At 66.4% G+C, this 18,238-nt stretch carries 17 protein-coding genes; 16 read left to right on the forward strand and 1 reads right to left on the reverse strand.

What is annotated here, in order from left to right; translation table 11 throughout:
• Window positions 1-51: 51 nt before the first annotated feature.
• From GBZ48_RS01215 to GBZ48_RS01290, 16 genes are all read left to right on the forward strand, one after another.
• A complete protein-coding gene (locus tag GBZ48_RS01215; RefSeq protein WP_174469308.1) occupies window positions 52-1,407 on the forward strand; it encodes a sensor histidine kinase in 1,356 nt (451 codons plus the stop codon).
• On the forward strand, window positions 1,404-2,414 hold the full coding sequence (locus tag GBZ48_RS01220; RefSeq protein WP_174469309.1) for an NADH-quinone oxidoreductase subunit B family protein: 1,011 nt from the start codon (window positions 1,404-1,406) through the stop codon (window positions 2,412-2,414). Before GBZ48_RS01215 ends, GBZ48_RS01220 begins: the two co-directional genes overlap by 4 nt.
• Before the next feature lie 124 nt (window positions 2,415-2,538).
• Window positions 2,539-3,882 (forward strand): nickel-dependent hydrogenase large subunit, encoded by a 1,344-nt coding sequence (locus GBZ48_RS01225; protein ID WP_246306912.1) that lies wholly within the window; start codon window positions 2,539-2,541, stop codon window positions 3,880-3,882.
• A gap of 597 nt (window positions 3,883-4,479) precedes the next feature.
• Window positions 4,480-5,775: a hypothetical protein gene (locus GBZ48_RS01230; RefSeq protein WP_246306913.1), complete on the forward strand. Its 1,296-nt coding sequence runs from the start codon at window positions 4,480-4,482 to the stop codon at window positions 5,773-5,775.
• Window positions 5,776-5,988: 213 nt separating this feature from the next.
• A complete protein-coding gene (locus GBZ48_RS01235) occupies window positions 5,989-6,639 on the forward strand; it encodes a HyaD/HybD family hydrogenase maturation endopeptidase (RefSeq protein ID WP_174469311.1) in 651 nt (216 codons plus the stop codon).
• 19 nt (window positions 6,640-6,658) lie between these two features.
• Window positions 6,659-6,970, forward strand: coding sequence for a HypC/HybG/HupF family hydrogenase formation chaperone (locus tag GBZ48_RS01240; protein WP_174469312.1), 312 nt, complete (start codon window positions 6,659-6,661; stop codon window positions 6,968-6,970).
• A 4-nt stretch (window positions 6,971-6,974) separates the two neighbouring features.
• A complete protein-coding gene (locus GBZ48_RS01245; protein WP_174469313.1) occupies window positions 6,975-7,403 on the forward strand; it encodes a thioredoxin domain-containing protein in 429 nt (142 codons plus the stop codon).
• A complete protein-coding gene (locus GBZ48_RS01250; RefSeq protein WP_174469314.1) occupies window positions 7,400-8,284 on the forward strand; it encodes a hydrogenase expression/formation protein in 885 nt (294 codons plus the stop codon). The genes GBZ48_RS01245 and GBZ48_RS01250 overlap by 4 nt, the downstream gene beginning before the upstream one ends.
• The gene (locus tag GBZ48_RS01255) at window positions 8,281-9,117 is read left to right on the forward strand and encodes a [NiFe]-hydrogenase assembly chaperone HybE (protein WP_174469315.1); all 837 of its coding nucleotides are present in this window, start codon (window positions 8,281-8,283) and stop codon (window positions 9,115-9,117) included. The genes GBZ48_RS01250 and GBZ48_RS01255 overlap by 4 nt, the downstream gene beginning before the upstream one ends.
• A gap of 1 nt (window position 9,118) precedes the next feature.
• The gene (hypA, locus tag GBZ48_RS01260; RefSeq protein WP_425485966.1) at window positions 9,119-9,451 is read left to right on the forward strand and encodes a hydrogenase maturation nickel metallochaperone HypA; all 333 of its coding nucleotides are present in this window, start codon (window positions 9,119-9,121) and stop codon (window positions 9,449-9,451) included.
• Between the two features lie 45 nt (window positions 9,452-9,496).
• A complete protein-coding gene (locus tag GBZ48_RS01265) occupies window positions 9,497-10,984 on the forward strand; it encodes a sigma-54-dependent transcriptional regulator (RefSeq protein ID WP_174469317.1) in 1,488 nt (495 codons plus the stop codon).
• A 92-nt stretch (window positions 10,985-11,076) separates the two neighbouring features.
• A complete protein-coding gene (locus GBZ48_RS01270) occupies window positions 11,077-11,625 on the forward strand; it encodes a HupE/UreJ family protein (RefSeq protein WP_174469318.1) in 549 nt (182 codons plus the stop codon).
• Window positions 11,626-11,818: 193 nt separating this feature from the next.
• Window positions 11,819-12,892, forward strand: a complete 1,074-nt coding sequence (locus tag GBZ48_RS01275; protein ID WP_174469319.1) for a hydrogenase small subunit — start codon at window positions 11,819-11,821, stop codon at window positions 12,890-12,892.
• Between the two features lie 2 nt (window positions 12,893-12,894).
• Window positions 12,895-14,709, forward strand: coding sequence for a nickel-dependent hydrogenase large subunit (locus GBZ48_RS01280; protein WP_174469320.1), 1,815 nt, complete (start codon window positions 12,895-12,897; stop codon window positions 14,707-14,709).
• A gap of 25 nt (window positions 14,710-14,734) precedes the next feature.
• The gene (cybH, locus tag GBZ48_RS01285) at window positions 14,735-15,529 is read left to right on the forward strand and encodes a Ni/Fe-hydrogenase, b-type cytochrome subunit (RefSeq protein ID WP_174469321.1); all 795 of its coding nucleotides are present in this window, start codon (window positions 14,735-14,737) and stop codon (window positions 15,527-15,529) included.
• A gap of 135 nt (window positions 15,530-15,664) precedes the next feature.
• A complete protein-coding gene (locus GBZ48_RS01290; RefSeq protein WP_174469322.1) occupies window positions 15,665-16,027 on the forward strand; it encodes a hypothetical protein in 363 nt (120 codons plus the stop codon).
• On the opposite strand, the gene hypF is transcribed toward GBZ48_RS01290, so the two are convergent.
• The gene (gene hypF / locus GBZ48_RS01295) at window positions 15,997-18,237 is read right to left on the reverse strand and encodes a carbamoyltransferase HypF (RefSeq protein WP_174469323.1); all 2,241 of its coding nucleotides are present in this window, start codon (window positions 18,235-18,237) and stop codon (window positions 15,997-15,999) included. The two genes, GBZ48_RS01290 and hypF, sit on opposite strands and share 31 nt — an antisense overlap.
• Between the last annotated feature and the right edge of the window lies 1 nt (window position 18,238).

Here is an 18,238-nt window from a genome sequence, read left to right on the forward strand (position 1 = left end):
CGCCTGAAATCGTCCACACCGCGGGCTATCCGGCATGCTAGTCTTGCCGCCATGACCGCCCCCCTGTCGCAGCCCTTCTCCATCCCCGGCATCCCGTCCGATGCCGACGCCGAGAGCGCCTGGATCGACGTGATCCGGAAGATGGACGAGACCTACGCCAATCTGGTAACACAACAGGTGGAGCTGGAGCGCAAGAATGCGGAGCTTGAGGAGGCGCAGGCCTTCATCGCCAGCGTCCTGGGTTCCATGACCGACGTCCTGATCGCCTGTGACCGCGATGGCCGGATCGAGCAGACCAACCCGGCGGCCGAACGGGCGCTCGGTTGTGCCGGGCGCGACCTGACGGGGCGGCCGCTGCGCGATTTCCTCGACCCGGCTTTTCATCCTGCCTTCGCCCGGCTGTGCAGCGCCGCCCTGCAGCGCGAGGAGGTCAGCGATGTCGAGCTGTCTCTGCGCGGCCCCACCGGCCCCTTCCCGGTCGCGGTCAACAGCACGGTTCGCTACGACCAGCGCGGCCATGCCATCGGGCTGGTTCTGGTCGGCCGCCCCATCGGGGAATTGCGCCGCGCCTACCGCGACCTTGCCGCTGCCCATGAAGGGCTGAAGCAGACCCAGCAGCAGCTTGTCCATTCGGAAAAGATGGCCTCGCTCGGCCGGCTGGTGGCGGGGGTGGCGCATGAGCTGAACAACCCGATCTCCTTCGTCTACGGCAACGCCCATGCCATGCGCCGCTATGTCGACCGGATGACCGCCTATCTCGACCGCGTGCATGACGGCGCCGCGGCGGCAGAACTGGCGGGCCTGCGCAAGGACCTGCGCATCGACCGCGCCCGTGCCGATGCCGCGGCGACGCTGGACGGCATGCTGGAGGGGACGGAGCGGGTGCGCGACATCGTGGCGGAACTTCGCCGCTTCTCGTCGGAACAGAAGCACGCCTCGGAACGCTTTGATCTGACGGGACTTTTGCGTTCCGCGGTCACCTGGGTCGCCAAGGCGCAGATGCCCGACCTGACCGTCGTTTTCGACCTGCCCGACACGCTGGACATCGCCGGCCATCCCGGTCATCTGCATCAGGTCGCGATGAATCTGGTCCAGAACGCCATCGACGCCATGGCCGGTGCAGCGGTCAAGCGGCTGGAACTGCATGGGCGGGAGGAGGCCGGGAGGGTTATCGTCACCATCCGCGACACCGGCCACGGCATTCCCGAGGCGATCCTGGCCCGCATCTTCGATCCCTTCTTCACAACCAAGCCTGTTGGCAAGGGCACCGGGCTTGGCCTGTCGATCAGCTACCAGCTGGTGCACGACCATGGCGGCGCGCTGTCCGCCGCCAACCATCCGGAAGGCGGGGCTCAGTTCACCCTGACCCTGCCGGCCGCCGGTCAGCGTGAAGGAGCCGGACGATGAGAGAGCGCCCACTGTCGGTGCTGTGGCTCCAATCGGGCGGCTGCGGCGGCTGCACCATGTCGCTGCTCTGCGCCGAATCCCCGGATCTGCTGATGCTGCTGGAGACCGCTGGCATCCGGTTGCTCTGGCACCCCAGCCTGTCGGAAGAGACTGGAGCGGAGGCGGTCGGGCTGTTCGAACGCATCCTGTCGGGGGCAGAGCCGCTGGACGTGCTGTGCGTCGAGGGATCGCTGCTGCGCGGACCGAACGGCACCGGGCGCTTCCATGTTCTGGCGGGGACCGGGCGACCGACCATCGATTGGGCGCGGGATCTGGCGGCCGTCGCCGGCACCGTGGTCGCCATCGGCACCTGCGCGGCCTTCGGCGGCATCACCGCGGGCGGCGAGAACATCGCCGATGCCTGTGGCCTGCACTATGAGGGCACGCAGCGCGGCGGTGCCTTGGGCGCGGAGTTCCGGGCCCGGGGTGGCTTGCCGGTGGTCAATGTCGCGGGATGCCCGACCCATCCGAACTGGGTGACCGAAACGCTGATGCTGCTGGCCGAGAACGCGCTCACCGCCTCCGACCTCGACCTTTACCAGCGCCCGCGCTTCTATGCCGACCATCTGGTCCACCATGGCTGTCCGCGCAACGAGTATTACGAATACAAGGCCAGTGCGGAAAAGCCATCCGATCTCGGTTGCCTGATGGAACATATGGGCTGCCTCGGCACCCAGGCGCATGCCGACTGCAACACCCGCCTGTGGAATGGCGAAGGCTCCTGCACCCGTGGCGGCTATGCCTGCATCAACTGCACGGCACCGGGATTCGAAGAGCCCGGTCATCCGTTCCAGCAGACGCCGAAATTTGCCGGCATCCCCATCGGTCTGCCCACCGACATGCCGAAGGCGTGGTTCGTCGCGCTGGCCTCCCTTGCGAAGGCGGCGACGCCGGAGCGGGTGCGCCGCAACGCCGCCGCCGACCGCATCGTCGTCGCCCCCACCGTCCGCCCCACCCGGAAAGGCTGATCCGGTGAGCGAAACCCCAAACCGCCGCCTGATCGTCGGCCCGTTCAACCGCGTGGAAGGCGATCTTGAAGTCCAGCTTGAGATATCCGGCACAAGTGTCTCTTCTGCATACGTAAATTCGCCGATGTTCCGCGGGTTCGAGCGCATTCTGGAGGGGCGTGACCCGATGGATGCGCTGGTGGTGGCACCGCGGATCTGCGGCATCTGCTCCGTCTCGCAGAGCCATGCGGCGGCGCTGGCGCTGGCCGGCGTCATGGGGCTGGAGGTGCCGCGCAACGGGCTGCTCGCGACCAACCTGATGACGGCGACCGAGAATGTCGCCGACCATCTGACTCATTTTCACCTGTTCTTCATGCCCGACTTCGCCCGCCCCGCCTACCAGGGCCGACCATGGTTCGAGAAGGCGGAGGCACGGTTCAAAGCTGCCCAGGGCATTGCGGTGCGTAGCGCCACGGCGGCACGGGCGGAGCTGTTCCATGTGCTGGGCATCCTGGGCGGCAAGTGGCCGCATACCCTGACGCTTCAGCCCGGCGGCGTCACCCGTGCGGTCGACGCGCGCGACCGGGTGCGGTTGCTCGCCACCGTCCGCAGTTTCCGCCGTTTCCTGGAGGACAGCCTGTTCGGCGCGCCGCTCGACCGGGTGCTGGCCCTCGCGGGGCCGGAGGATTTGGAGCGCTGGCGCATCTCCGGTCCGGCCGGCGACTTCCGCCTGTTCCTGGAGATTGCCGACGATTTGGAACTTGCTGCGCTCGGCCGTGCCTATGGCCGGTTCCTCAGTCACGGCGCCTATGCCGACCCGGAGGGCGGACATCTCTATCGCCGCGGCACCTTTGCCGACGGTCTGGGCGGCCCCTTCGATCCGGATCGGGTGGCGGAGCATCACCGGTTCAGCCGTATGGCCGGACAGGACCGCCCGCATCCACCCTTCTCCGGTTCCACCGTTCCGGATGGCATGGACGAAGCCGGTTACAGCTGGTGCAAGGCGCCGCGGTTGGATGGCCTGCCCTATGAGACCGGAGCCATTGCCCGGCAACTGGTGGACGGCCATCCGTTGATCCGGACGCTGGCGGCACAGGATGGCGGTTCGGTGCGCAGCCGGGTGATTGCCCGTTTGCTTGAACTGGCCCGCACCACCGATGCGATGGAAGGCTGGTTGCGTGCCATCGATCCGTCGGCCCCCTGGTGTGCGGCTTCGGAAATGCCGGACAGCGCGCAGGCGGTTGGGCTGACGGAGGCCGCGCGCGGGGCATTAGGGCATTGGCTGCGGATTGAACGCGGGAAGATCGCCGGTTACCAGATCATCGCCCCGACCACTTGGAACTTCTCACCGCGCGACTTGGACGGAGTGCCCGGACCTCTGGAGCAGGCTCTTGTAGGCGCGCCGGTAGCGGAAGGAGAACGCACGCCTCTTTCTGTTCAACATATCGTAAGATCTTTCGATCCCTGCATGGTATGTACGGTTCACTGAATATTTTAACCTGCTTACACCATAGAAATCAAAAGTTATTAGAAATATTAATTGAGGGTTTACTTACGAGATGATGAAGGCAGCGTAGGACATTACACTGACAAACATCAGCAGAGAGACCATCGGGGCCATTTTCAATCTCCATCGGACTGGTGGTTCATTCCCTTCCAAAGGATCTACGCCTCGTCTGGGTTGGGATAAATACCCCGTTCCCGGATTCATCGTTCGGAGTTTTCGAACAATGGACGGCGTTTGCCGCCCCCTGTTGACAGCGTGCCGACGCTCTGTCGTCCGCTGCGCTTCCTGTTCGCCGAAGCCCGCGAAATCATGAAAAAGAAAGAATCCTGCGCCCCACAGACGGCGTCCCTGGATGGTACAGGTTTTCACCTATGCCGACTGCCTCAGATTTTTAGAGGATTCCCTTCAACATATGTTGGAACGCTAAATTGATGACCGATAAAGCGGACTTCGTTCAGAAATAAAAAGCGCCCCTTTACGCTATAGTTATTACAACTTCATAGCCTTGAAAACTTACAATAAAAAATCAGCATCGATCGAAGGCCCCGTTCCCGTGCTTCGGCAAAAGAGGGTGCAGCCATGACTGACCAGACATTCGCCGATCCTGCCTCATCGATTGAAGAGACGCCCGCAATCCCGGACCAGACGAAGGCGCGTCTGCGGCACATTCTGGCTGGGGGACAGCGTCATTCGGCCGGTGCCGTCCAACTGATCGGACTGGGCACCCTGCGCGACCGGTTGGGCAAGCGCTGGGACATCGTCAAGGAGCGCATCTACGAACAGACCGAACGACTGTTCGACCGCCATCTGCCCCCATCCGATGTCTGGCTGCGGGCCGACGACGCGAATTATCTGGTGGTTTTCGCGACGCTTGACCGGCAGGCAGCCGAACTGATCTGCGGCAGGATCGTGTCGGAACTGCATCGGCTGATGCTGGGAAACAGCGACACGAGCCAGATAACCGTGCGCAGCATCGTGACCGAACTCGACGGCAACATCGCCGTCGAAGCGATGCAACTCGATCAGTTGATTGCGAGGGCCGCCCAGCAGGGCGCCGCTTCTCCGCAAAGCGAGGCGGCCGATGCCGGCGATGCCCGGACGGTTCCCACCGCCGATGCGCACGACGGCGGCAGCTTCCACCCGACCATCTGCTATCGCCCGGTATTCGATACATCCCACAAGGTGCTGTCCACCTATGTGTGCCACGCCGATGAGGAAACGAAACGTATCCTGAATGCCCTGTCGACCGATGATGCGCGAAGCGAGGATTACAGATTCAGAACCGATATGGAACTCCTGAGCCAGTCGATAGAAATCTATGAGGAGCTGTACAAAAACAGCTTCCGCTATATCCAGAATCTAACGGTGAGCTTTTCCACACTCTCGATTGGCCGGCATCGGCGGGAATACCTCGCTCGCTGCCATTCGATCCCGTCGCATCTCATACCCTTCATCGTGTTCGTCATACAGGGGGTTCCCACCGGTGTCCCCTATAGCCGAATCTCCGAAATCACGACGATCCTGAAGCCATATTCGCGCGCCGTCCTTGTCCTGCTCGACGACGGAGCGCCAAATCTCGCGGCTTTCGCCCAGGCAGGCGTCCGCGGCATGGGCATAACGGTTCATGCCGGGGAACCGGATGCACGGGCAACCAATCGCCTCCATAGCTTTGGAACCCATGTGCACCGCCATGGCATGATCTTCTTCGTCGATGGCATCAGGTCGGCGGCCATGCTGCGCATCGCCGAGGATGCCGGAGCGTCCTATGTGGCGGGACCGCTGATCGGCCAGGACACCGATGTGCCCGGGCATATGAAACGCATGACCGAACGGGAACTGATCCAGAAATCCGCCAAAACCGCCCGTCATCGCTGACCGGCAAGCTTCCAGCCATACTGGCAAGTTGATTGCCAGTTTCCACGCATGCTGTAATGTTGATGTCCACAATCGCTGCTATATCGAGCGATGGGCGTCGAAATACGCAATCCAATCAATGGCCTGACCCAGCCGCCGATCCTGGCATGGAACTTGTACGAACGATGGTTCGGCGGCAGGACGCCGCATCATTGGACGGATGCCGGGGCACAAATGGAGTTGGCTGGAAACGAAGGCGGTCGCGGAACGGCACGAATCCTGGTGCTGGGCATCGGCAACATCCTGTGGGCCGACGAGGGATTCGGTGTCCGCACGGTGGAGCGTCTGGCCGCCGATTGGCGCTTCCCCGACACCGTCACCGTGATGGATGGCGGAACCCAGGGTCTGTACCTGCTGCCGCATCTGGAATGCGCGGACGCGCTGATCGTGGTCGATGCCATCGACTATGGGCTGCCGCCCGGCACCAGCCGCGTCTTCCATGGCGATGACGTACCGGCATTCCTCGGCGCCAAGAAGATGAGCCTGCATCAGACCGGCTTCCAGGAGGTGCTGGCGAGCGCCATGCTGCTGGGCCGCTGCCCGCAAAAACTGATCCTGGTCGGCGTACAGCCGGAATGCCTGGAGGATTACGGCGGCGGCCTGACCGACACCGTCGCCGCCCAGGTCTCCCCGACCATCGAGATCATCCTCACGCTTCTGCGCGACGGGTTCGGCGTGGAGGGCACGCGCCGCGATGCCGCCGCCGACCTAGCCGCCCCGGCCATCGCCCGCGACGCCTATGAAGGCGGACGCCCAAGTGCCGATGAGGCGTGCCGCATCGGCGATCCCCGCATCCTGGCGGCACTGTCCGCCGACCAGGCCTGAAACCGGGAGCGCCCAGAGCATGTGCATCGGCATTCCCCTGCGCCTCACCGGCGTCGACGGCGTGGTCGGCCGGGTTGAGGATGGGTCGGCCGTCGACCTTTCACTGGTTCCGGAGGCCGCCACCGGCGACTGGGTGCTTGGCTTCCTCGGTGCGGCGCGCCGTATGCTGGAGCCGGAAGAGGCCGCCCAGATCCTCGACGCGCTGGCGGCAATGGCCGCGGCATTGGATGGGGAAACCCTCGACGGCGCCTTCGCCGACCTGACCGGCCGCGAGCCCACCCTTCCCCCCCACCTGGAGGCGGCCCGCGCGGCCGGCCTGACGGAGGCCTGACGCCATGACCGACCTCGCCCCCCCTCCCGCCAAGCAGCGCCTGCCCTTACCGCCGCTGGTGGATCTGCTGACCGACGTCCATGGCTATCTGCGCCTCGACCATGCCGACGACCGGCCGTGGCTGGACGATCCGAAGAAAAACTGGGTGGTCTTCCTGCCCGGCCACGGCAAGGGCAATGCGGAGACCGCCGACGTCGCCGTCATCCTGCCGGAACTGGTCCGCGCGCTGCACCCGCGCCTGACTCCGGCCGTGGCGGGCGAGGCGGCGGAGCGCGCGATCCTGGCCCTGGCCGGCATGATGAGCCTGCCGTCGCTGGTCTTCCTGCGCGGCGACCGGCTGCTTGGCAGCATCCCGCGCGTGCGTGACTGGGACGATTATCTGCAGCGGATCGGCGAGATCCTGGAAGGCTCTTTGGAAGGCGGTGCGGCATGAATTCCCTGTTCGGCATGACCCATCCGCCGGTCGGCTTCGGCCCCGGCAGCCAGCCCGACGCCAGCGAGGAAGGGCTGGAATATCTGCCGATGCCGTCCGGCATGCGCGTCTATGAACCGCACCTGCCGGAGGTCGCCGATCCCGCCTGCGCCGCGGCGGCCCGCGACGTGCTCGTCCGCATCCAGGGGGCGCTTGCCGACTGGTCGCCCGGCGAGGAAATCCGCATTCCGGTCGACGATCTCGACGCTCCCATCCTGGCCCTGGTCGACGAGGCGCTGGGCGAAGGGGAGGTCGCGGTCAAGGTGGAGCGGGCCGGCGACCGGCTGGAGATTCAGGAGGCGTCTCTCGCCGGCGTCTGGCGCGTGCGCGCCTTCGGCGAAGGGTCGACGCGCGAAAGCCTGCTGGTCGGGGCCTTCCCGCGGGTGGCGCTGAATCGCGCCTTCACCGCTATGGCGCCGGTCGTGACCGGACCCACGCCAACCGGCCTGATGCCAACCGGTCTAATGAATGGCCAGCCGATCCTGACCGAGCTTCTGGACCGCAGTGCCGCCTGGCGCCTCGGCGACGGCCCCCATGCGGTGAATTTCAGTCTGCTGCCCCACACGCCGGAGGATCTGGCCTTCGTCGAACAGCGCTTGGGCGTCGGCGCTACCACCATCCTGTCGCGCGGGTACGGCAATTGCCGCGTCACCGCCACGGCGACGCCGAATGTCTGGTGGGTGCGCTATTACAATTCGGTCGACACGCTGATCCTCGATACGGTGGAGATCGTCGACGTGCCGGCAGTGGTTTGCGCCGCGGTGGAGGACATCGCCGACAGCGCCGAACGGCTGGCCGAAATCCTCGATGCGCTGGCAACCGACCTGGAGCGGGTGCGATGAGCGCCGTCGCTTCCCGCTTCGAGGGCTCCTATCTCGGCGACGCCAGCCGCATCGGCGCGGCGACGCGGATGGAATGCAAGATCTGCTGGCATGTCTATGACCCGGCGGAAGGGTGCGAGCAGTGGCAGGTGCCGCCCGGCACAGCCTTCGCCGCCCTGCCCGACCATTGGCGCTGCCCGGTCTGCGACGGCGCCCGCGATCAGTTCATGGCGCTGGACGGCGAGCCGGCGGCCACGGAAGCCGCCGCCCTGCCGGCTGCCGTCGCGCCAGTGACCGGCCCTGCCCTGCCAACCGAGGCCATCGCGCGGCTGGAAGCGGTTTTCCGCGAAATCCACACGGCGCAGATGCGCGGCATGCCCATCGTCAACGACGCGCTTGCGGTGAAGGCCGTCGGCTTCCGCCGCCATGGCGAGCGTTGGCTCGGCTCCCTGGTGACCCCCTGGTTCCTTAACCTCGTCCTGCTGCCGGGCGAGGGTGACGACTGGTCGGGGCTGGTGCCGGGGGCGAAGGAACTGATCGAGTTTCCGTCCGGCTGGTATGAGTTCGTCCATGCCAACCGCAAGGGCGTCGGCGTCTACAAGGCCTGTTCGCTCTTTTCGCCGATGTTCGAGTTCGCCTCGATGCTCCAGGCGACGGAAACGGCCTCGGCGGCTCTGGTCTCCCTCTTCGATCCCTCCATCCGCGAAGACGGCGCCCAGACCGCCGAGATCCGTCGCCGGCGCGAGGAGGAACTTGCGCCCCCGCCCGAGCCCGCTCCGGTACAGACCGAGCCGGTGCGCCCGTCGCGCCGGGCGCTGCTGGGGATGGGGACCGGAGACACTGCGGATGCATGAAATGGCGCTCTGCGAAAGCCTGCTCCAGGCGATGGAGGAGGCCGGTCGGACGAATGGATTCAGCCGCGTGACCAAGGTCCGGTTGGAGATCGGCCGCTTCGCCGGGGTGGAGGTGGAGGCGCTGCGCTTCGGCTTCGACGTGGTGACGCGGGGATCGCTGGCCGACGGGGCGGAACTGGTGGTGCTGGAGGTGCCGGGCCGCGGTTGGTGTTTCGACTGCAACGACACGGTGGATCTGGACGACCGGCTGTCGTCCTGTCCACACTGCGGCGGCAGCCGGCTGCATCCCAACGGCGGCACCGAAATGACGATCAAGGATCTTGAGGTTGAGTGAGGCGAGGTCGAAAGAGGCAGGCCCGATGACGAAGGACCCCGCGCGATGACCGATCCCACCCGCCCCGGCATCCTGGTGGTGGATGACGAGCCGCGCTCCGTCGAAGTCATCGCCCGCCTGCTGGACGAGGAGTTCGAGGTCTTCACCGCCCTGTCGGCGGAAGAGGGCCTGCGCCTGCTGGAAACCGAATGGATCCAGGTCGTCTTCTCCGACCAGCGGATGCCGGAGGTCAGCGGGGTGGAGTTCCTGACCCAGGTCCGCGAGCGCTGGCCCGACGTGGTGCGCATCGTCATCACCGGCTACATCGACCCTGAGGACATCATCGGCGCCATCAACACCGCCGGCATCCACCAGTTCATCACCAAGCCCTGGCATCCCGACCATCTGCTGCTGACCGCCCGCAACGCCGCGAGGCTCTACCGGCTCCAGCGCGAGCACGACCGTCTGACAAGCGAGTTGAAGCTGCTGCCGCCACTGGCCGAGACGCGGGTGGCGACCAGACGTGAGCGGGTCCGGCAGTCCTACCGCTTCGACGGGCTGATCCGGGCCGAGGGCAGCCCGGTCGACGAGGTCTGCCGGCAGGCCGAACGGGTTTCGGGCTTCAACGTCCCGGTTCTGGTGCTGGGCGAGACGGGCACCGGCAAGGAACTGCTGGCCCGCGCCATCCATTACGGCAGCCCGCGCTCCGACCAGCCCTTCTACTGCGAGAATTGCGGCGCCATCCCGGACGAGCTGCTGGAAAGCGAGCTGTTCGGCCACAAGAAGGGCGCCTTCACCGGCGCCCACAGCAACCGCGTCGGCCTGCTCGAGCAGGCCGACGGCGGCACCATCTTCCTGGACGAGATCGGCGACATCAGCCCGGCCTTCCAGGTCCGGCTTCTGCGCTTCCTGCAGGAGGGCGAGATCCGGCCGGTCGGGTCCAACGAGACACGGCGGGTCGATGTCCGCGTCGTCGCCGCCACCCACCGCGACCTGACCGCCGAGGTGAAGGCCGGCCGCTTCCGCGAGGATCTCTATTACCGGCTCAGCACCATGACGCTGACGATGCCGCCCTTGCGCGACCGGCCGGACGACATTCCGGTGTTGGCCCGCCACATCCTCGACCGGCTGTCGGCCGCTCACGGCAAGCCGGTGGCCGGCTTCGCCCCCGACACGCTGGCCTGCCTGGAATCCTACGGCTGGCCCGGCAACGTGCGCGAGTTGCAGAACGAGATCATGCGCATGCTGGTGCTGTGCGAAGGCGACACGCTGGGCGCCGACCTGCTGTCCGACCAAGTGCTGCGCGGTGCGGCGCTGAATACCCGCCCGGCCTCGCCGGAGGATGGGCCGCTGCCGCCGCTCGACCTGATCGGCCAGGGGGGGCCGCTGAAATCGCGGATCGAGCGGGTGGAGGCCGGCATCCTGATGGAAACGCTGGTCCGCTGCCGCTGGAACAAGAGCAAGGCCGCCGACGAGCTGGGCCTGTCCCGCATGGGCCTGCGCGCCAAGCTGGAACGCTACGGCATCGAGCGCGGGCCGGCGCAGCGGCACTGACTTCAGTCGCCCTCTCCCGCCCCACATCCCCTCTCCTCCTGGGGAGAGGAAGAGATCACCAAAACCACAAGAACCCCGAGGAGCCGTTCGATATGTCGAAACTTACCCGCCTTGCCGCCGTCTCCGCGGCCATCGCGCTTGCCGCCACCCCTGCCCTCGCCCATCCCGGCCATCTTGCCGGGGCCGGTTTCCTCGACGGTGCCGCGCATCCGCTGGGCGGGCTCGACCACCTGATCGCCATGGTCACGGTCGGCGTCTACGGCGCCACCATCGGCGGCCGTGCCGTTCTGGCGGTGCCGGGGGCCTTTCTGGCCGCCATGCTGGCCGGCGGGCTGTTCGCGCTGACGGGCGGCGAGCTGCCGCTGGTCGAGCCGGCCATCTATGCCTCCACCGTCGTGCTGGCGCTGCTGTGCGTCATGCCGATGTCGCGCAACAGCTTGATCGGCGTCGTCTTCGCCGCCGGCTTCGGCCTGTTCCACGGCTTCGCCCATGGCGCGGAGATGCCGGCCGATGCCGCGGCACTCGGCTATGCCGCCGGCTTCCTCGCCAGCACTGCGGGGCTGCACGCGGCCGGTGTGGTAATCGGCTGGGGCCTCCACCGCCTGATCGGCCGGCCGGAGGAGGATGGCCGGACGGCCTGACCGCCACCGGCAACAGACTTTCCACCCCGGCCGTCGTTTCGGCCGGGGAGTTGCCAGCGGCGACGGTCCTTACAGCCTTGTGACCGTTGGTTTGCCAAATGTTCGTACTACGGCACGATTGTTGCCTATGCCCGCAGGAGAAGCGCACCGGCCCCTCGCACGCCGGTGCTGCCCGACGGGAGAAAACAAACCGATGGCAACGCTGGAAACCTTCTACGAGGTGATGCGGCGGCAGGGGATCACACGCCGTTCGTTCCTGAAATACTGCTCGCTGACCGCCGCGGCCCTGGGGCTGGGGCCTGAACTGGTTCCGCAGATCGTCCATGCCATGGAAACCAAGCCGCGCACCCCGGTGCTGTGGCTGCATGGGCTGGAATGCACCTGCTGCTCGGAATCCTTCATCCGCTCGGCGCACCCGCTGGTCAAGGACGTGGTGCTGTCGATGATCTCGCTGGACTACGACGACACGCTGATGGCGTCGGCCGGCCACCATGCCGAGGCGATCCTCGACGAGGTGATGGAGAAGTACAAGGGCAACTACATCCTGGCGGTGGAAGGCAATCCGCCGCTGAACCAGGACGGCATGTCCTGCATCATCGGCGGCAAGCCCTTCACCGACCAGCTGCGCAAGGTCGCCAAGGACGCCAAGGCGATCATCTCCTGGGGCTCCTGCGCGTCCTTCGGCTGCGTCCAGGCGGCGCGCCCGAACCCGACCCGCGCCACCCCGGTGCATGAGGTCATCACCGACAAGCCGATCATCAAGGTGCCCGGCTGCCCGCCGATCGCCGAGGTGATGACCGGCGTCATCACCTACATGCTGACCTTCGACCGCATCCCGGAACTGGACCGCCAGGGCCGTCCGAAGATGTTCTACAGCCAGCGCATCCACGACAAATGCTATCGCCGGCCGCATTTCGACGCCGGCCAGTTCGTCGAGTCCTTCGACGACGAGGGCGCGCGCAAGGGCTATTGCCTTTACAAAGTCGGCTGCAAGGGTCCGACCACCTACAACGCCTGCTCCACCGTCCGCTGGAACGAGGGCACCAGTTTCCCCATCCAGTCCGGCCATGGCTGCATCGGCTGCTCGGAGGATGGCTTCTGGGACAAGGGGTCCTGGTACGCCCGCCAGTCCGACATCCTCCAGTTCGGGATCGAGGCCAACGCCGACCAGATCGGCACCACCGCCGCCATCGGCGTCGGCAGCATCATCGCCGCCCACGCGGCGGTCAGCGCCCTGAAGCGCGCGCAGCACAAGGGAGACGTCTGACCATGGGCATCGTCCAGACCCCGAACGGGTTCTCGCTCGACACCGGCGGCAAGCGCATCGTCGTCGATCCGGTCACCCGCATCGAAGGCCACATGCGCTGCGAGGTGAACGTCGACAGCGACAACATCATCCGCAACGCCGTCTCCACCGGCACGATGTGGCGCGGCCTCGAGGTGATCCTGAAGGGCCGCGACCCGCGCGACGCCTGGGCCTTCGTCGAGCGCATCTGCGGCGTCTGCACCGGCTGCCACGCGCTGACCTCGGTCCGCGCGGTGGAGGATGCGCTCCAGATCCGCATCCCGAAGAACGCCCACCTGATCCGCGAGATCATGGCGAAGACGCTGCAGGTCCATGACCACATCGTCCACTTCTATCACCTGCACGCGCTGGACTGGGTCAACCCGGTCAACGCGCTGAAGGCCGACCCGCAGGCGACCTCGGCATTGCAGCAGGCGGTTTCGCCGCGCCATGCCAAGTCCAGCCCCGGCTATTTCCGCGATGTCCAGACCCGCCTGAAGAAGTTCGTGGAGAGCGGCCAGCTCGGCATCTTTAAGAACGGCTATTGGGACAACCCGGCCTACAAGCTGTCGCCGGAAGCCGACCTGATGGCGGTGACCCATTATCTGGAGGCGCTCGATCTCCAAAAGGACATCGTCAAAATCCACACCATCCTCGGCGGCAAGAACCCGCACCCGAACTACATGGTCGGCGGCGTTCCCTGCGCCATCAACATGGACGGCACCGGGTCGTCGGGCGCGCCGCTGAATATGGAGCGGCTGAACTTCATCCGCGCCCGCATCCAGGAAGCCACCGCCTTCGTCGAGAACGTCTATCTGCCGGACGTGCTGGCCATCGCCAGCTTCTACAAGGACTGGCTCTATGGCGGCGGGCTGTCGGCGACCAACGTCATGGACTACGGCGATTACGAGAAGGTGCCGTACGACCATTCGACCTGCCAGCTGCCGGGCGGCGTCATCCTGAACGGCAACTGGAACGAGGTCCATCCCATCGACCCGCGCGACCCGGCGCAGGTGCAGGAGTTCGTCGCCCACAGCTGGTACCATTACGAGGACGAGAGCAAGGGCCTGCACCCGTGGGACGGCGTGACCGAGGCCAAGTTCGAGCTGGGCGCCAACACCAAGGGCACCCGCACCGACATCAAGGAGCTTGACGAGGCCGCCAAATATTCCTGGATCAAGGCGCCGCGCTGGCGCGGCCATGCGGTGGAGGTCGGCCCCCTGCCCCGCTACATCCTGGCCTATGCCCAGGGTGTGGGCTATGTGAAGGACCAGATCACCGAAGCGCTGGGCGCTTTCAACACGCTGGCCGGGACGAACTTCACGCCACAGCAGGCGCTGCCGACCACCATCGGCCGCACGCTGGCCCGCGCGCTGGAATGCCAGTATTGCTGCACCATGATGATGGACGACTGGAACGCCCTGATCGCCAACATCAAGGCCGGCGACACGGCAACCGCGAATGTCGAAAAGTGGGACCCGAAGACCTGGCCGAAGGAGGCCAAGGGCGTCGGCACCGTCGCCGCGCCGCGCGGCGGGCTCGGTCACTGGATCAAGATCAAGGACGGCAAGATCGACAATTACCAGTGCGTCGTGCCGACGACCTGGAACGGCAGCCCGCGCGATCCCAAGGGCAACATCGGCGCCTTCGAGGCCTCGCTGCTGAACACGCCGATGGCCCGTCCGGACGAGCCGGTGGAGATCCTGCGCACCCTGCACAGCTTCGATCCGTGCCTTGCCTGCTCCACCCACGTCATGGCGCCGGACGGCGCCGAACTGGCCCGCGTCACCGTGCGCTGACCGGCAGCCGAGGAGGATTTAAGTCATGGCTCCTCTCGACAATGCGAAGCCGGTCGCGACACCGGACGAGGAAGGGACGGCCGCTCCGGCGGCCGGCCGTTTCCTGAAGGCAATCTATGTGTACGAGGTGCCGGTGCGGATCTGGCACTGGGTCAACGCGCTGGCGATCGTGGTTCTGTCGGTCACCGGCTACCTGATCGCCAATCCGCTGCCGACCATGCCGGGCGAGGCCAGCGCCAATTTCCTGATGGGCTACATCCGCTTCGTCCATTTCGCTGCGGCCTACATCTTTGCCATCGGCTTCATCGGCCGGCTCTATTGGGCTCTCGTCGGCAACCACCATGCCAAGCAGCTGTTCCGCTTCCCCTTCTGGGACCGCCACTGGTGGGGCGAGCTGTTCCTGGAGGCCCGCTGGTACCTGTTCCTGGAGCGCAAGCCGAAGCTGTATGTCGGCCATAACCCGCTGGCGCAATTCTCGATGTTCTGGGCCATCGCGGTGGGCAGCGTCTTCATGATCGTCACCGGCTTCGCGCTCTACAGCGAGGGAGCGGGCCAGGGCAGCTGGCAGGACAAGCTGTTCGGCTGGGTCATCCCGCTGTTCGGCCAGAGCATGGACGTCCACACTTGGCACCATCTCGGCATGTGGGCGATCCTGCTGTTCGTGATCGTCCACGTCTATGCCGCGGTGCGCGAAGACATCATGTCCCGCCAGTCGATCATCTCCACCATGATCAGCGGCGTACGCACCTTCAAGGATGCCGAGGCCCCGGCGGACGAAGGGCATGAGCGTCCGGTGAAGAAGGCGGCGCGGGCGGGATAAGATTACCTTCACCAGCACGCTGCACCCCTTGGAAACCTTGAATAGTTCCGCATACGTTCCCATATCTGGGAGGTTCCGAAAACAACGGAGTCTCCCAGATCAGCGCCGCCCCGTTCGGGTCGGCCGGAGGACGTCATGCCCTATTTTCCGACCATTGAACTGACCCCGCAGGTGAAGATGTTGCTGGCGCGCGGGGCGCTGACGCTGAACCCCGGCCAATGGGTGCGGGGCGAGAAGGGACGCGGCCGGTTCTTGCGCACCGATCCGCGCAGCGGGACCACCTATGTCAGCTGGCTTCGGCCGGGCGACGACTGGGAAACCGCGTCGCAGCGGTTCCACCGTGCCTGCCGAAAGGGCTATATCGGCAAGTATCGCGGCCTGTACGAGTTCGACAAGGCCAACCGCACCGCCGAAGTGCCGCGCCGGCGCGAGAAGGTCCAGGCACCTGTCCAGATGCCGCTGTTCGGCTACAGGACGAAGGACGCCGCCCACGCCTGACCGAGGCTGAGCCCGCCATCGTTGGCGGGGGCCAGCCTCGGCAGCAGCGCCTCCACCCCGGCGGCGCGAAATCCGGCGACCAGTTCTTCCGCCAGAATGGCGTTCATCAGGCAGCCGCCGGACAGCATCACCCGGCCCATGCCATGGGCACTCAGCACCGGCAACGTCCAGTCCACCAGTGCCGCCGCCAGCGTGCCGTGGAACAGTTCCGCTCCCTCCACCGCATCGGCGACGGTCAGCAACCGCTCCAACAGGGGAGTCAGGTCCAGTTCGCCGTTATCGATCCGCCATGTGCCGTCCGCCACGCGGGTCTGTCGCACGAGGGATTCCAACGCCATCGGTGCCTCTCCTTCGAACCCAGCCACCGCGCGGACTCCCAGCAGGCCACAGGCGGCGTCGAACCAGCGCCCGCATGAGCTGGTGAGCGGCGCATTGATGCCACGCTCGATCATCCGCCGGACACCCTCGGCCGGTCCGTGCGCGGCGAAGCGGGAGGCGATCTCATCGGCACGTCCCATCCGGGCCAGGGCCGCGGCGGCCATGCGCCAGGGCTGGCGGGCCGCCACATCGCCGCCGGGCTGCGCCAGAGGCGCAAGGCTGCCGAGACGCTCGGACCGCATCCCATCGACCAGCAGCATCTCCCCGCCCCAGGACCCGCCATCCTCCCCCAGGCCGAACCCGTCCAGCGCCAGCCCGACTGCCGGCCCCTCGACCCGGTGTTCGGCCATCACGGCGGCGACATGGGCGTGGTGATGCTGGACCGGCACCGTCGGCAGGCCGCTCATTTCGGCGAAGCGGGTGGATTGGAAATCGGGATGCCTGTCATGGGCGACCGCAACCGGCTCGACCCCCAGGATGTGCAGCAGATGGCCGACGGTTTCCTCCAGGAAGCCCAGCGTCGCGGCGTTGTCGAGGTCGCCGATGTGCTGGGACAGGAATGCCTCGTCACCACGGGTGACGCACACCGTCGTTTTCAGATGGCCGCCCACCGCCAGGACCGGCGGCACCGGATGGGCCAGCCGGATCGGCTCCGGCACATGGCCGCGGCCGCGGCGCAGGAAGGCGGGGGCGCCGGCCAGCTTGCGCACGACGCTGTCGTCGGCACGGATGACGATGTCGCGGTCATGGTCGACGATCAGGTCGGCGATGCCGGCCAGCCTTTCCCGTGCCTCCTCGTTGCCAATTGCCAACGGTTCGCCGCCGGGATTGGCGGAGGTCATCACCAGCGTCAGATCCTGCGGTACGTCCAGCCAGCCGGTGCCGTCCGGCCGCCCGGCCGCCTCGTGGAACAGCAGGTAATGCAGCGGCGTACAGGGGAGCATGACACCCAGCCAAGCCAGACCGGGAGCGATCTCGGGTGCCAATTCGGGCGCATCGTCCCGCCGCCGCAGCAGGACGATGGGGCGCGCCACCCCCTCCAGCAACGCCCGCTCGCCGGCGTCCATCCAAACATGACGGATGGCGGATTCGGTGTTGGCGACCATCAGGGCGAAGGGCTTGCCGTTGCGCTGCTTGACCCGCCGCAATCGCTCCACCGCATCCGCCCGCGTGGCGTCACAGGCGAGGTGGAAGCCGCCCAGCCCCTTGATGGCAACGATCCTGCCGGCGCGGAGTGCGGCGACGATGTCTTCCGGCGGATACGACAGGCGGGGCCCGCAGGCCGGACAGGCCGTCGGCTGGGCGTGGAAGCGGCGGTTCGCCGGGTCCTCGTACTCGGCCAGACAATCCGGGCAAAGCGGAAAACCGGTCATCGCCGTCTGCGGCCTGTCATAGGGAAGTTGTCGCGTGATGGTGTAGCGCGGGCCGCAATGGGTGCAGTTCAGGAAGGCATAGCGATGGCGGCGGTCGGCCGGGTCGAACAGTTCGGCCAGGCACGCCGGGCAGACCGTGGCGTCGGGTCCGATGCCGGTCGCCACGGTGCCTGCGGACAGGCTGTGCCGGATTGAGAAAGCGGTCTCACTGGAAAGAGGCGGAATAGCCTCGCACTCGACGGCATCGATGCGGGCCAGCGGCGGCGCCTCGGCCGACAGGGCCGCCTGAAAAGCGGCAACGCCGCTGCCCTGTGCCTCGATCAGCACCCCCTGCGGGTCGTTCAGCACCCAGCCGGTCAGGCCGAGCCGTCCGGCGAGCGCATGGACATGCGGGCGGAATCCCACCCCCTGCACCCGCCCGCGCACACGGATCCTCAGCCGTTCATCTTCATGTGACATG

Source organism: Azospirillum melinis, assembly GCF_013340935.1.
Lineage (GTDB): Bacteria > Pseudomonadota > Alphaproteobacteria > Azospirillales > Azospirillaceae > Azospirillum > Azospirillum melinis.